14 protein-coding genes are annotated in these 14,073 nt (G+C 71.5%); 8 read left to right on the plus strand and 6 right to left on the minus strand.

Annotated features, from left to right (window positions below):
• Positions 1 to 412: 412 nt before the first annotated feature.
• The 7 genes from infC to B0E54_RS26275 all read left to right on the plus strand — a co-directional run bounded on the left by infC (position 413) and on the right by B0E54_RS26275 (position 7,386).
• Positions 413 to 1,063 (plus strand): translation initiation factor IF-3, encoded by a 651-nt coding sequence (infC, locus tag B0E54_RS26245; protein WP_091401946.1) that lies wholly within the window; start codon positions 413 to 415, stop codon positions 1,061 to 1,063.
• 20 nt (positions 1,064 to 1,083) lie between these two features.
• On the plus strand, positions 1,084 to 1,278 hold the full coding sequence (gene rpmI, locus B0E54_RS26250; RefSeq protein WP_007458415.1) for a 50S ribosomal protein L35: 195 nt from the start codon (positions 1,084 to 1,086) through the stop codon (positions 1,276 to 1,278).
• 32 nt (positions 1,279 to 1,310) lie between these two features.
• On the plus strand, positions 1,311 to 1,703 hold the full coding sequence (rplT, locus tag B0E54_RS26255; RefSeq protein ID WP_091087503.1) for a 50S ribosomal protein L20: 393 nt from the start codon (positions 1,311 to 1,313) through the stop codon (positions 1,701 to 1,703).
• Positions 1,704 to 1,786: 83 nt separating this feature from the next.
• Positions 1,787 to 2,584, plus strand: a complete 798-nt coding sequence (locus B0E54_RS26260; RefSeq protein WP_234588792.1) for an RNA methyltransferase — start codon at positions 1,787 to 1,789, stop codon at positions 2,582 to 2,584.
• A 217-nt stretch (positions 2,585 to 2,801) separates the two neighbouring features.
• Complete coding sequence (gene pheS, locus B0E54_RS26265) at positions 2,802 to 3,869, plus strand: phenylalanine--tRNA ligase subunit alpha (protein ID WP_234588795.1); 1,068 nt, start codon at positions 2,802 to 2,804, stop codon at positions 3,867 to 3,869.
• 40 nt (positions 3,870 to 3,909) lie between these two features.
• Positions 3,910 to 6,459: a phenylalanine--tRNA ligase subunit beta gene (pheT, locus tag B0E54_RS26270; protein ID WP_234588797.1), complete on the plus strand. Its 2,550-nt coding sequence runs from the start codon at positions 3,910 to 3,912 to the stop codon at positions 6,457 to 6,459.
• 270 nt (positions 6,460 to 6,729) lie between these two features.
• The gene (locus B0E54_RS26275; protein WP_234588799.1) at positions 6,730 to 7,386 is read left to right on the plus strand and encodes a flavodoxin family protein; all 657 of its coding nucleotides are present in this window, start codon (positions 6,730 to 6,732) and stop codon (positions 7,384 to 7,386) included.
• Here the strand turns inward: B0E54_RS26275 and B0E54_RS26280 are convergent.
• The 6 genes from B0E54_RS26280 to B0E54_RS26305 are packed head-to-tail and all read right to left on the minus strand — an operon-like array spanning position 7,329 to position 12,454.
• Positions 7,329 to 7,868, minus strand: a complete 540-nt coding sequence (locus tag B0E54_RS26280) for a hypothetical protein (protein ID WP_234588801.1) — start codon at positions 7,866 to 7,868, stop codon at positions 7,329 to 7,331. The genes B0E54_RS26275 and B0E54_RS26280 overlap by 58 nt on opposite strands.
• Positions 7,855 to 8,250, minus strand: coding sequence for a carboxymuconolactone decarboxylase family protein (locus B0E54_RS26285; RefSeq protein ID WP_234588803.1), 396 nt, complete (start codon positions 8,248 to 8,250; stop codon positions 7,855 to 7,857). The genes B0E54_RS26280 and B0E54_RS26285 overlap by 14 nt, the downstream gene beginning before the upstream one ends.
• Complete coding sequence (locus B0E54_RS26290) at positions 8,247 to 9,458, minus strand: MFS transporter (RefSeq protein ID WP_234588804.1); 1,212 nt, start codon at positions 9,456 to 9,458, stop codon at positions 8,247 to 8,249. Before B0E54_RS26290 ends, B0E54_RS26285 begins: the two co-directional genes overlap by 4 nt.
• Before the next feature lie 7 nt (positions 9,459 to 9,465).
• Complete coding sequence (locus tag B0E54_RS26295) at positions 9,466 to 9,975, minus strand: aromatic-ring-hydroxylating dioxygenase subunit beta (protein WP_234588805.1); 510 nt, start codon at positions 9,973 to 9,975, stop codon at positions 9,466 to 9,468.
• Positions 9,972 to 11,291, minus strand: coding sequence for an aromatic ring-hydroxylating dioxygenase subunit alpha (locus tag B0E54_RS26300; protein ID WP_234588806.1), 1,320 nt, complete (start codon positions 11,289 to 11,291; stop codon positions 9,972 to 9,974). The genes B0E54_RS26295 and B0E54_RS26300 overlap by 4 nt, the downstream gene beginning before the upstream one ends.
• Complete coding sequence (locus tag B0E54_RS26305; RefSeq protein ID WP_234588807.1) at positions 11,288 to 12,454, minus strand: glycosyltransferase; 1,167 nt, start codon at positions 12,452 to 12,454, stop codon at positions 11,288 to 11,290. Before B0E54_RS26305 ends, B0E54_RS26300 begins: the two co-directional genes overlap by 4 nt.
• Before the next feature lie 585 nt (positions 12,455 to 13,039).
• Between B0E54_RS26305 and argC the strand changes: the two genes are divergently transcribed.
• Positions 13,040 to 14,041 (plus strand): N-acetyl-gamma-glutamyl-phosphate reductase, encoded by a 1,002-nt coding sequence (gene argC, locus B0E54_RS26310; RefSeq protein WP_234588808.1) that lies wholly within the window; start codon positions 13,040 to 13,042, stop codon positions 14,039 to 14,041.
• The last annotated feature ends 32 nt before the right edge of the window (positions 14,042 to 14,073 follow it).

The raw sequence follows: 14,073 nt of genomic DNA on the forward strand, positions 1-14,073 counted from the left end.
GGGCCGCGCCGGGCCGCACCGGGCCGCACCGCGCCGGGCCGCACCGCGCCGGGCCGCGCCTCGGTGGGTGCCGGCGTGCCGTTGACCTGGGGTGGTGCCCGGTTTGGGGGCGAGCGAGGCGGCGGTGTACTGTTGTCGAGTCGACCAGGCTGTCTCCGCATGCGAGCAGACAGCCTTGAAAGCGGAGCGCCTGCTCCCACCCGAGTCGCCGCCACGGTGGCCGGGTCCGGTCCCCGATTCCGGGCATGTCCCGGCGTCGGATGCGCGATCCTGTGATCGTGCCGACCGGTCGAGCGGGCCCTGGCATATGCCGGGGCCTTCTGCTTTCCAGGATGACCCCCACCCGGGGGCCGCAGGGGTCGGCAACTGAGCAGAAACGACTCGAGGAGGCCCCATCAGCGTCGAACCACGCGTGAACGAGCAGATCCGGGCACGTGAGGTCCGACTGGTCGGCCCAGAGGGTGAGCAGGTGGGCATCGTCCCGCTGGAGCGCGCTCTTCAGCTGGCCGCGGACGTCGATCTGGACCTGGTCGAGGTTGCGCCGATGGCGCGCCCGCCGGTGTGCAAGCTCATGGACTTCGGCAAGTTCAAGTACGAGAGCGCACTCAAGGCGCGCGAAGCGCGGCGTAATCAGCAGCAGACCGTCATCAAGGAAATGAAGCTTCGGCCGAAGATCGACCCGCACGACTACGAGACCAAGAAGGGTCACGTGGTGCGGTTCCTCAAGGCGGGCGACAAGGTCAAGGTGACGATCATGTTCCGCGGTCGCGAGCAGAGCCGCCCGGAGCTGGGTTACCGGCTCCTGCGCCGGCTCGAATCCGAGATCACGGAACTGGGATACGTCGAGGCCGCTCCGAAGCAGGACGGTCGAAACATGATCATGGTTCTCGCCCCGCATCGGGCCGTCAAGGCCTCCGCGGTCGCCGCTACGGCGTCTCGCGGCGGACCTCGGGACCGGGCAGCGGACGAGTCCGCCACTCCGGAAGCCGATGAGACCGCGGCGGTCAGCGAGACCGCAGCAGCCGGTGACACCGGCCTCGCCGCCGACACCAGCGGCGAGTAACAGGGGAGAAGACGTTCCACATGCCGAAGATGAAGAGCCACACGGGTATGGGTAAGCGGGTCAAGGTGACCGGCAAGGGCAAGATCGTTGCCCAGCAGGCCGGCCTCCGCCACAACCTGGAGAAGAAGCCCTCCACCCAGACCCGCCGGCTGACCGGCACGGTCGTGCTGGCCAAGGCCGACGTCAAGCGCATCAAGAAGCTGCTCGGCCGCTGACGCGCGCCACCTTTACGTAAGAAGGAGTTGAGATGGCACGCGTCAAGCGGGCTGTAAACGCCCAGAAGAAGCGTCGTACCCTGCTGGAGACCGCGAGCGGTTACCGCGGTCAGCGCTCCCGCCTGTACCGCAAGGCCAAGGAGCAGGTGCTGCACTCGATGCAGTACGCCTACCGGGACCGTCGCGACCGCAAGGGCGACTTCCGGCAGCTGTGGATTCAGCGGATCAACGCGGGCGCCCGGGCCAACGGGATGACCTACAACCGTCTGATCCAGGGCCTGCGTCTGGCCGGCATCGAGGTTGACCGCAAGATCCTGGCCGACATGGCCGTCAACGACGCCGCCTCCTTCGCGGCGATCGTCGAGCTGGCCCGGGCCGCGGTCGCGGCCGAGGGCACCGGCGGCGCGGCGGCCCAGGCCGCCTGATCCCCACGCACCAGAGCGAGGCGTCTCCCGCGTCGGCACCGCCGTCCGGGGGGCGCCTCAATCGTGCCGGAGGAACACACACCATGGCCTTCACCCCGCGTACCCCCAGGGTTGTCGCCGCCCGCCGCCTGCAACGCCGCCGGGACCGCGACGCCGCCGGCCGTTTCCTGGCCGAGGGCCCGCAGGCGGTCCGCGAGGCCCTGGCCCGGCCGGGCGTGGTCACCGAGCTGTTCGGTACGCCCGCCGCGCTGGACCGGCACCCGGAGCTGGCCGCGACGGCGGCCCGCGCCGACGTGCCGGTCTCCGAGGTGACCGACGACGCGCTCGCCGCGCTCGCCGAGACCGTCGCCCCGCAGGGGCTGGTCGCCGTCTGCCGGCACCTGGACGTGCCGCTGGAGCAGGCCCTCGCCGGCGGCCCCCGGCTGGTGGCGGTGCTCGCCGAGATCCGCGACCCGGGCAACGCCGGCACGGTGCTGCGCACCGCCGACGCCGCCGGCGCGGGTGCGGTGGTCTTCGCCGGAGACGCCGTCGACCCGTACAACGGCAAGTGCGTGCGGGCCTCGGCCGGCAGCCTCTTCCACGTCGACGTGGTCCGCGCGCCCGACCCGGTCGCGGTGGTCGACGCGCTGCGCGCCGCCGGGCTGTCGATCTTCGCCACCACGGGGTACGGCGACGACGACCTGGACGACCTGACCGACTACGGCCGGCTTGTCGCGCCCACCGCGTGGTTGTTCGGCTCGGAGGCGCACGGCCTGCCCGAGGAGTTGACCGCCGCCGCCGACACCACGGTGCGGGTGCCGCTGTACGGGCGCGCGGAGAGCCTCAACCTGGCTGCCGCCGCGGCGGTCTGCCTGTACGCTTCAGCGAGAGCGCAGCGCTGACGGTGACCACGTCGGCGCGACTGACAGCAGGGGAGAGCATCCGCCCATGAACGCGACACGGCGTTCGTTTAGCCAGCCCGCCGGTGTCGGCGGGCGGCGGGCCTGACCTGCTCCCTGCGCAACTCCTACCGGCGGGCTGCGGCACAGCCGCGCGTCCGTAGACTCGCCTAGCCGCCCGTCAAGGGCTGGCGCCGCCGTGAGGGAGTGCCCGTACGCCATGAGCTACCGCAACGATCCGTACGACCCGAAGCAGGTCGCCCTGCTCGACCCGGCCGCCCTGGCCGAGGCCGTCGCCGACGCCACGAAGGCGTTCACGGCCGCCGCCGACCCGGACGCGCTGACCGCGCTGCGGTCGGTGCACCTGGGGGACCGGTCACCGGTCTCCCTCGCGCGCCGCGAGATCGGCGCGCTGCCGCCGGCCGCGAAGTCCGACGCCGGTAAGCGGGTCAACGAGGCCCGCCGGGCGATCGAAGCCGCGTACGCCGACCGCGCCGAGGTGGTGGAGCGCGAGCAGGCCGAGCGGGTGCTCGTCGAGGAGCGGGTGGACGTCACGCTGCCCTTCAACAGGCGTCCGCGAGGCGCCCGACACCCGCTGAGCGTCCTGATGGAGTCGATCAGCGACCTGTTCGTCGGGATGGGCTACGAGGTGGCCGAGGGGCCCGAGGTCGACCTGGAGTGGGTCAACTTCGACGCGTTGAACATCCCCGCCGACCACCCGGCACGCGGGCTGATGGACACGTTCCACATCGCACCGGAGGGCTCCGGCCTGGTGCTACGAACGCACACGTCGACGGTGCAGACCCGCACCATGCTCAGCCGCAAGCCACCGATCTACGTGATCGTGCCCGGCCGCGTCTACCGCACCGACGAGATCGACGCCACCCACAGCCCGGTGTTCCACCAGGCCGAGGGTCTGGTGGTCGACAAGGGCATCACGATGGCGCACCTGCGGGGCACGCTGGACCACTTCGCGCGGGCGATGTTCGGGCCGGAGGCGAAGACCCGGTGGCGGCCGCACTACTTCCCGTTCACCGAGCCGTCGGCGGAGTTCGACGTGTGGTTCCCGGAGCACCGCGACGGCCCGCAGTGGGTCGAGTGGGGTGGCTGCGGCATGGTCAACCCGCGGGTGCTGCGCGCCTGCGGCGTGGACCCGGAGGTCTACTCCGGATTCGCCTTCGGCATGGGCATCGACCGGACCCTGATGGTCCGGCACGGGGTCAGCGACATCCGCCATCTCTTCGAGGGCGACGTGCGGTTCAGCCGCGCGCTCGGGACCGGGGCGTAGGCGATGCGGGTACGAGACACGGGAACGGTGGTCTGAAGTCATGCGAGTTTCTGTCAGTTGGCTGCGGGAGTACGTCGACCTCCCCGCCGACCTGCCCACCGGTGACCTGGAGCAGGCCCTGGTCGACCTCGGCATCGAGGTCGAGTCCGTGGTGGACCTGCGTGAGAGCGTCACCGGCCAGCTCGTCGTCGGCGAGGTGCGTGAGATCGAGGAGCTGACCGGCTTCAAGAAGCCGATCCGCTTCTGCCGGGTGGACGTGGGCGCCGCCAACGGCACCGGCGAGCCGCAGGAGATCGTCTGTGGGGCGCGCAACTTCGCCGTCGGTGACCGGGTGGTGGTGATCCTGCCCGGCGGTGTGCTGCCCGGTGGGTTCGCGATCGGCGCCCGCAAGACGTACGGGCACAACTCGGCCGGCATGATCTGCTCGGCGAAGGAGCTGGGCCTGGGCGACGACCACTCGGGCATCATCGTGCTGCCGCCGGACGGGTCCGCCAAGCCCGGCGACGACGCGCGGCCCGTCGTGGGGCTCGACGACGTCGTGTTCGAGCTGGAGATCACCCCGGACCGGGGGTACGCGCTGAGCCTGCGCGGCCTGGCCCGGGAGCTGTCGCACGCCTTCGACGTGCCGCTGCACGACCCGGGGATGGCGCCCGCGCCGGGCGGCACGCCGACGCCGGCGTACCCGGTCGAGGTCCGCGACACGGTCGGCTGCGACCGGTACACCGCCCGCCTGGTCCGCGGCGTCGACCCGAACGCGCCCACCCCGTCCTGGATGGCTCAGCGCCTCGTCACCGCCGGCATCCGCAGCATCTCGCTGCCCGTCGACATCACCAACTACGTGATGCTGGAGCTGGGCCAGCCGATGCACGCGTTCGACGCCGACCGGATCGCCGGACCGCTGGTGGTCCGCCGCGCCGAGGCGGGGGAGAAGCTGACCACCCTGGACGGGGTCAACCGGGTGCTCACCGCCGACGACATGGTGATCTGCGACGACACCGGCCCGATCTCCCTCGCCGCGGTGATGGGTGGCGAGACCAGCGAGGTCGACACCGGCGTGACCACGAACGTGCTCTTCGAGGCCGCCCACTGGGACCCGGCGATGGTCGGGCGCACCGCCCGCCGGCACAAGCTGTTCAGCGAGGCCGCGAAGCGCTGGGAGCGGGGCGTCGACCCGGCCGTGGCGCTTGTCGCGCTGGAACGTGCCGTGCGGCTGCTCACCGAACACGGCGGCGGCACGCCGAGCGCCGAGATCCTGGACATCGACCACGTCCGGCCGCGTACCCCGATCACCCTGCCGGCGGACCTGCCGACCCGGCGGGTCGGCGTCGAGTACCCGCCGGCGCGGGTCGTCGCCCTGCTGGAGCGGGTCGGCTGCACCGTCGCGCAGGGCGCGGACCGGTTGTCCGAGGACCCGGGCGCCGTGGGCGTGGCCAGCGGCGCGCAGGTGGCGCTGAGCGTCACCCCGCCGACCTGGCGACCCGACCTGACCGACCCGGCCGACCTGGTCGAGGAGGTCGTGCGGCTCGACGGGTACGACCGGGTGCCGTCGGTGCTGCCCACCGCGCCCCCCGGTCGCGGCCTGACCCCGCGCCAGCGTCGCCGCCGGGCCGTCGCCAATTCGCTGGCCGAGCGGGGGTACGTCGAGGTGCTCGCGCACCCGTTCGTGTCGCCGGAACTGGCCGACCAGCTCGGCCTGCCGACCGACGACAGCCGCCGGCCCGCGGTGCGCCTGGCCAACCCGCTGTCCGAGGAGGAGCCGCTGCTGCGCACCACGCTGCTCGGCCCGCTGCTCGGCATCCTCAAGCGCAACCTCGGCCGGGGTCACCGCGACCTCGCCCTCTACGAGATCGGCGCGGTCTTCCACCCACGCCTCGGCGCCGGCAGCCCGCCCGCCATGGGGGTGGACCGCCGCCCGACCGACGCGGAGTTCGCCGCCGCCGACGCGGTGGTGCCGGCGCAGCCGGTGCACGTCGCGGCGGTGCTCACCGGTGACCTCGACCCCGCCGGCTGGTGGGGCGCGGGTCGACCGGCCGGCTGGGCGGACGCCATCGAGACGGCCCGCGACGTGCTCGACGCCGCAGGTGTCACCGGCGAGCGGGTCGAGGTGCGGGCGGCCGAGTACGCGCCGTGGCACCCCGGCCGCTGCGCCGAGGTGCGCGTCGACGACGCGGTCATCGGGCACGCCGGCGAGCTGCACCCGACGGTGGTGGCTGCGCTGGAGCTGCCCCGGCGCACCTGCGCGCTGGAACTCGACCTCGACGCGCTGCCGCCGACCCCGGTGACGCCCGCGCCGACGGTGTCCGGCTTCCCGCCCGCGTTGATCGACGTGGCCCTGGTGGTGGACGACTCGGTGCCGGCGGAGCAGGTGCGTCGGGCGCTGGAGGCGGGCGCCGGTGAGCTGCTGGAGGACGTCCGGCTGTTCGACGTGTACTCCGGCGCGCAGCTCGGCGAGGGTCGCCGGTCACTGGCGTACAAGCTGACGTTCCGGGCGCCGGACCGGACGCTGACCGTCGAGGAGGCGGTCGCGGCACGGGACGCGGCGGTCGCCGTCGCGGCGGAGCGCCTCGGCGCGACGTTGCGCGGCGCGTAACGGGATCGGCCCCGTCCCCACACCGCGACCGCTCTGCCGGCGCACCAACGATCAAGGCCCTGACCTGGTGGTTCACACCGGGTCGGGGCCTTTTTCGGGCAGGGCTGCGGCTGTTCGACAGCCGGTAGGTGGAGGTGCAGGCGCCCGGGGGATCCGGTGGCGTGCCGCTATGCTTCGACAATCGTCAATTCCGTATCCGGGTGCGGCCACCCGGGCTTCGTCCGGCGGCCCGTGCCGAGTGACGTCCAGCGGACCGGGGAGGCCCCTCGAATGAAGATCGTTGCGTTGTCCTGCACCCAGAAGCGTCTGCCGTCGATGACCGACGCGCTGCTCGAGGCGGCGGTCACCGGCGTCGTTCGGGAGATCGACGACGCGCAGATCCAGCGGATCCGGTTGATCGACCACCGCATCGCGATGTGTGAGGGCGAGGACACCTGCCTCGACCCCGAGGTGGGCCGGTGCACAATCGACGACGACTTCGAACGGGTCGTCGAGCTGGCCGAGGGCGCGCGGGGGATGCTGCTCGCCATGCCGGTGTACGCGGGGAACGTGCCCGCGGTGCTGAAGATCTTCCAGGAACGCCTGAAGAGCTCCATGAACGCCCGGCACCGTCCGCTCGGCAACCTGCTGGTCGGGACCATCGTCCATTCGCGCACGATGCTGACCGAGCCCGCCCTGGGCTCGCTGTTCCCGTGGTATCTGCGGCTACGGAACAAGAACGTCGCCTCGGCCTGCTTCACCCAGAACGATCACCCCGACCTGACCCGCACCGCGGCGTTCGACCTGTGTGTGGCAGTGGGCCGGCAACTCGGCATGTCGCTCGCCGGCAGCCGGTCGCCGGGCGACGAGCGCCCGGCGCTGCCGTTGGTTCAGCCCCCGTCACGTCCGCGGTGCGGTGACCCTGTCGTGCCCTCTCCCGCCGCGTGAGGAGATTCCGCGCGCCACGTGCACCCGTCGCCCGCCTGGTCGCACGAAACCGTGACGTCCGGTTCCACGTAGCGGGCGGCGATGGCGGTGTTGAGTTCCTGGCAGTACGGGCACGGTGACGAAAAGGTCAGGACGACACCGGCGCGGGCGGCCCGCCTGCGGTAGCGGAGGATCCCGCAGTTGGCGTTGCGCAGCACGGTGCCCGAGGGCTGCGGCTCACTGGTCACCGCCGAGTCGTACAGCAGCAGCTGACGTTGGAGCCGGGTCATGAAATGGTCGGTGGCGGACACCCCGGCGGGCCGTTGCGCCCGCAGCAGCTCCGCGGTTATCCGGGAGTTCGCCCGGATCCACGCGGCCAAGCCCGCTTCGCCGTGCTCGCCCAGGATGAACTCCTCCGCCGCCGCCTGGGCCTCGAAAAACCGTTGGCGCCACAGGTCGATCTTCTCGGCCGGGTCGAGGGGAGACGGCTCACCTGTCGTCATCGTCCGCTTCCTTCCCGATGTCGCCATCCAGCTCGGCGAAGACCTCCCGGGCGACGCGCAGCCCGTTGTTCGCGACCGGCCAGCCACCGTAGTAGGCGAGCTGGATGATGACTTCGACGATCTTCTCCCGTGACATCCCGAGGTGGAGGGCGGCACCGATGTGGCCGCGCAACTCCCAGTCGGTCCGTGCCAGCGTGACCGCTGTCAACGCGACGAGTTCGCGCTCCTCGACGCTCAGGTGCGGGCGCGTCCAGATCTCACCGAACAGGTGGTCGACAGTGATCCGCAGAAACTCCGGATCGGAACCCGGGCGCGGTTCGCGGCCGAAGACCTGCTGAAACATGGCCTCACCACGCTGGTGTCGGGTCGACGGCTGATTCATCGATCAACTCCTTCGGATGGTCGAGCGGTTGTCAACGTGCACGACGCCACGAAGGCGACGGCCAGCAGCGCCGCGCCGCTGGCGAAGGCGGCCGGAACACCGACCCGCTCGGCGACGAGCCCCACGACCACCGGTCCGACCACGGCGCCGACGTCGGTGCACATCGAGAAGGCGGCGACGCCACTGCCGGCCCGGCCGGCGATCACATCACCGACCAGCGTGGCCGGCGCGGCGTTGAGCAGCGCCGATCCCGCCGCGTACACGCACAGCAGGGCGACGAGCCAGGCGTACCGGTCCACGAACGCCAGGGCGGTGATCGCCGCCGCGGCCACACCGGTGCCGGCGATCATGGCGGGCCGGCGGCCGGCCCGGTCGACGAGCCGGCCGGCCGGCACGATCAGCAACGCCTGGACGACGGCGGAGATGGTGAACGCCCATCCGACCCATGCCACGTCATGCAGCCAGGCCACCACCACCACAGGGACCAGCGCGCTGCGCAGCCCGAACAGGACCCACCCCTGCGCCAGCGCGGCGAGGCAGGCCACCAGGTAGCGTCGATCCCGCAACAGGACCGGCAGTTCGACCACCGTACGGCCGGGCTCCGCCCCGGTGCTCCGGCCGGTGTCGAGCACCGCCAGGGTCAGCACCGCGGCGCCCAGCAACAGCGCCGCGTACGCCACGAACGGCGTGGACAGGGCGACGAGCGCGAGGAGCCCGCCGAGCGCCGGTCCGCAGATCCCGCCGAGCAGAAAGCCCGCCTCGAACACGGCGCTGGCCCGGCCCCGCTGGTCGGGCGGCGCGACGGCCAGGAGCATCGCCAGCGCGGACACCGAGAACAGCACCGAGCCGGCGCCGCCGAGCCCGCGGAACACGAGTAGCTGCCCGTAGGACCCGGCGAACGCCGTCAGGGCCGAGGAGAGCGCACAGAGCAGCAGGCCGGCGACCAGGACCCGCCGCTCCCCGAACCGAACCGCCAGCCGGCCGCAGAACGGGCTGGTGACCAGCCGCATCATCGCGAACAGGGCGACGAGTAGTCCGATCCGGGTGGGCCCGGCCCCGAACGTCGCCGCATACACCGGAAGCACCGGGAGCACCAGCCCCAGGCCGAGCATGACGCACCCGCCGACGACGCTGAGGACGTAGACCTCGCGCGGGAGACCCGGTGGGGCGGCGACGGGTGGGGCGCTGCCGATGCCGGCCGCCTTCACAGGCCGGTCACAGGATGATGCTGAGCTTTCCATGCTCGACCAACGTCTCGTGGTCGAGCACCACGACCCGTCTCCGGATCCGGAACGACTCCCCGTCGACGACGAGCGCGAACCGGTACTTCCCGACGTACACGTCGGAGCGCCGGTGCCCGAACCGGTGGACGACGACATTCGCCACCACGTCGAGGTGCGTGCCCCGATCGATCAGCACCTCCACGTTGCTGATCATCCGATGCGTCCGCGAGCGGGGGTTCTCGCACCACACCTCACCGGCGAGGAGCTGTTCGACCCGCTGGCGCAGCCGGGCGGCGTCGTCGTCGATGAGCCCGAGCGCGTCGGCCTCGTCGCGTACGTCGGTGGCGGGCACCGCGTAGCGGATGTCGTCGGTCAGCATCTCGTCGTACCACTCGAGCAGGCGCCACTCGTCGAGCAGCCGCGCCTCGCGGAAGAGGAACTGGCTCACCCGGTGCCACAACCGCACCTGGGCCGTGTCGTCGACCGTCAGCTCGATGGTCATCGCACCTCCGCCCCTTGCCGCTCCACCCGCTGAACGACCTCGGGGTGCTCGTCGTCGCCGTACATCAGCCGGTCCCACTGCCGCCAGAACTCACGGGCCGGAAGCTCGTCGGTCGTCTCCGGGACGGCCTTGTTCATGCCGCGGGACAGGTCCGAGTAGCGGACCGCGCGGTTGAGATAGCCCCGCTGACACGATTCGATGATCTCGATGTCGTCGGGGGTGGCGAAGCCGGCGGGGCCGAGGAACGTCAGGTAGTGACTCTTGCGGAGCTCCCGGATGTCCGGATCCTCGTCCTTGGGGGCCAGGGCGACCGAGGTGATGGCCATCTGGCCGGCGCCGATCGGGTCGATCTTGCGAATGGTGATCGCGATCGCGTCGATGATCATCAGATTGGGGAAGATCAGCAGCGCGCGGTTGGTGCCGGTGATCCGCTCGGCGCGTTCGGCCCCGAACCGGTCGACGAACCGTGCGGCGGTCGCCTCGATCCGTGGCCGGACCTCGGCGCCGAACATCGGCGTCCAGTACGCGAGCGGGCGGGCCGCCGCCGGCGGTAGCTCGTTGGCGCCGTGGCCCCACCCGAGCGCGCGGCCGAAGCCGCCCCGACGTCGCGGCGGCACCGATCCCAGCGACTCCATGTAGCCGACGTAACGCTTGTGCAGGGCCCGGAAGTGGTAGATGTCGACGCTGTTCTCCATCATGAGCTTCCAGTTCGCCCGCGCCCCGTGCAGTTGCGCGCCCTGGATCACCTCCATCCCGACCTCGGACTGGTCGTCGATCAGATCGAGGTACTCCGTCGCGCCCGCCAGGTACTCGGTCAGGGTGCGCGGCTGTCGGGGGTCGAAGGTGACGAACACGAAGCCGCGGTAACTGTCGCTGCGGTGCTGCGCGAGGCCGAAGTCGGCCTTGCGGAAGCTCGGCCCGTACCCGTCCGGGATCGGAACCCCGACCAGGTCGCCCCGGTTGGAGAACGTCCAGTCGTGGTACGGGCACCGGAACGACCTGGCCCGCCCGGCCGGCTGCGAGCAGATCAGCGCCCCCCGGTGCGGGCAGCTGTTCGCGAACACCCGGATCACCCCGTCGGATCCGCGCGCCATGACCACCGGACGCCCGCCGACGTCACGCGCGACGTAGGAACCCGGCGCGGGAACCTCCGACTCGTGCCCGACGTACAACCAGCAACGGTCGAAGATCCTGGTCATCTCCCGTTCGGCCAGGTCGTCGTCGGTGTAGGCGCGGCGATCCACCCGGAACGAGAGGCGCTCGCGATCGTCGAGCACGATCGGGTCGCCCACCGGCCACCGCAGTTCGGTACTCACCGCACGTCCTCTCGCCGTAGCGTCCTGACCGTGCCGACGACCAGCTCCGCCGTCCGTACCGCGGAATCGCCGCACTCCGGCTGCGCGGCGCGCAGCCGCGCCCGGTAGCCCCGGGCCGGATCGAGCAGGTCGGTGACCGCGCCGGCGACCGCCTGCGCGGTGACAGCGGCCGGCTCCAGCGCCGTCCCGAAGCCCGCCCTCTCCACGAAGTACGCCTGAATCGGCTGGTCCACGGCCAGCGGGATCACCAGCATCGGTGTGGCCGCCCGGATCGACTCCGCCACGGAGTTGTAACCGCCGTGGGTGACGAAGACGTCGGCGCGTTCCAGCACCTCACGTTGCGGCAGATATCCAGCGGTGAGCACGTCGTCGGGCAGGGCGAGTTCCGCGGCGAGATCGCCCACCGCGGCGATCACCTGCGCGCCGGTCGCCGCCGCGCCGGTGACGACCATGCGCAGCAGGTCCGGCCGCCGGTAGAAGATCGTGCCGAAGGACACGTACACCAGCGGTCGGTCGGGGTCGATCCGATCCAGCGCCGGGAAGTCGACCTCGTCGCCGCGCGTCCCCGCCGCACCCGGCAGTCCCACCAGCCGCACACCGTCGTCAGTGACCGCGTCGGCCCCGACGAGGGCGGGAATCGTCGGCATCAGATTGAGAATCGGTGAACGCGCCGAATGGGTCCGGGTCGACCACCCCACCCCGTGCCGGGTCAGATACTCGCCGACCTGCTCGTCGTACGCCCAGCGGCCCCGTCGGTGCTCGCGCGGGCACACTCCCCCCAGGTTTGCCCAGATCATTCCGTACGGGATTCCGGAAGCCTCGGTGCCGACCATGGCCGATGCGGTGACCGGTAGCGAGTCGACGAGCACGAAATCCGCTGCCGTCGCGCGCAGCGCTTCAGTCGTCTGTTTTGCCACCGGTGACGCCTGGAGCATCGGGCCGATGTTCGCCGGATCGCCGCTCCACGGCCCCATCTCGACCTGCCCGATCAGGTGGACCCGCGCCGTGCCGAGGGCTTGGCGGCGTTGCTCGTCGAGCACGCCCCCGTCGGCGGACAGCAACAACAGCGTGACCTCGCTTCCGGCGGCTCGGAGGGCGTTGACCACCGGAATGTACGGGTTGAGATGACCATGCTGCGTCGTGGTGAGAAGGGCGACGCGCATCAGCTCTCCGATCCATCGGGAAACGGCCGCAATCCGCCGCGGGCGGACGATAAGAGCCCTGCGGAGTGAAGGGAGCCATCGATTTGCAAAGCCTGCCCGGCGACACGACCGATGTCAATGCCTGGTGACTGTTTATCGTCTTTGACCGACGACCGGCAATGGGTTTCTCCGAGGTTGCGGAATGTTTGTCACCTGAGCGTTTAAGGTGAGTCTGAGTGGTTGGAGTGGCCGGTCTGTTTTCGGCTGTTGTGGACGGTCGATTCCGAGGCTCGGCGTCGATGGTGGTAAATGCCTTATACGGCCGGAAAGGGTGAGAGGGGAAGTCGACGTGCAATCCGTGGCGACTACGGGAGCCTCCGCCCGTTCCGTTGCCATTCCACGCCGGACCTGCTCGCTGTGCAGAGGGTGGGCGCCCAGGAGCGCGACCGGCTATGGCACCCCCGGTGCGCCGGTCCGGCTCTGCCGGTGGCCCGAAGGAGCCGGAAGCAGGGGTCCCTCTGTTCATTAGCATGCACTACTCTGCATGAACTTGCACTCATGAGTCGTCCTTGTTAATCTTTCCTGCATAGTCATGCGGAGGTGAGTATGGGGATCCGAGTCGCGGTCGCCGGAGCGAGCGGGTACGCCGGAGGCGAGCTGCTGCGCCTGATCGCCGGGCACCCGGAGTTCGACCTGGTCGCCGCCACCGCGCACAGCCAGGCCGGGCACCGCGTCGACGTGGTCCACCCGCAGCTCACCGGGCTCGACCTGGTGCTCGGCGAGACCGACCCGGCGACCCTGGCCGACGCCGACCTGGTCTTCCTGGCGCTGCCGCACGGCCAGTCGGCGGCCCTCGCGGCCCAACTGCCGCCCGAGGTACGCATCGTCGACCTGGGCGCCGACCACCGGCTGGCCGACCCCTACGCCTGGGCGCAGTACTACGGCGGCACCCACGCCGGGCAGTGGACCTACGGGCTGCCCGAGCTGCCCGGCCAGCGGGAGCTGATCGCCGGCTCGACCCGGGTGGCGAACACCGGCTGCTACGCCGCCGCGATCACCCTGGCGCTCGCGCCGCTGATCGCCGACGGCGCGGCCAGCCCCGCCGACGTCGTGGTGGTCGCCGCCTCGGGCACCTCCGGCGCGGGCCGGGCGGCGAAGCCGCACCTGCTGGCCAGCGAGGTGCAGGGCGACCTGTCGCCGTACCGGGTCGGCACCCACCAGCACGTGCCCGAGATCAAGCAGGCGTCCGGGGCGACCGGCCTGTCGTTCACCCCGGTCCTCGCGCCGATGCCGCGCGGCATCCTGGCCACGGTCACCGCCGTGCCGGCCCGCGGCGTCGACCCGCAGCAGGTGCTGGCGCGGGCGTACGCGGACGCGCCGTTCGTGCACGTGCTGGCGGAGGGGCGCTGGCCGCACACCGCCGCCACGCTGGGTTCCAACTCGTGCCACCTGCAGGCCACCGTCGACGTCGACTCGGGTCGCCTGATCGTGCTCAGCGCACTGGACAACCTCGGTAAGGGCGCGGCCGGCCAGGCCGTGCAGAACGCCAACCTGATGCTCGGCCTGCCGGAGACGACGGGCCTGTCGATCTGGGGAGTGAGCCCGTGAGCGCGAGGGGTGCAGCAGTCGCGACGGAAAGG

This window comes from Micromonospora sp. MH99 (genome assembly GCF_021442385.1).
Taxonomy (GTDB): domain Bacteria; phylum Actinomycetota; class Actinomycetes; order Mycobacteriales; family Micromonosporaceae; genus Micromonospora.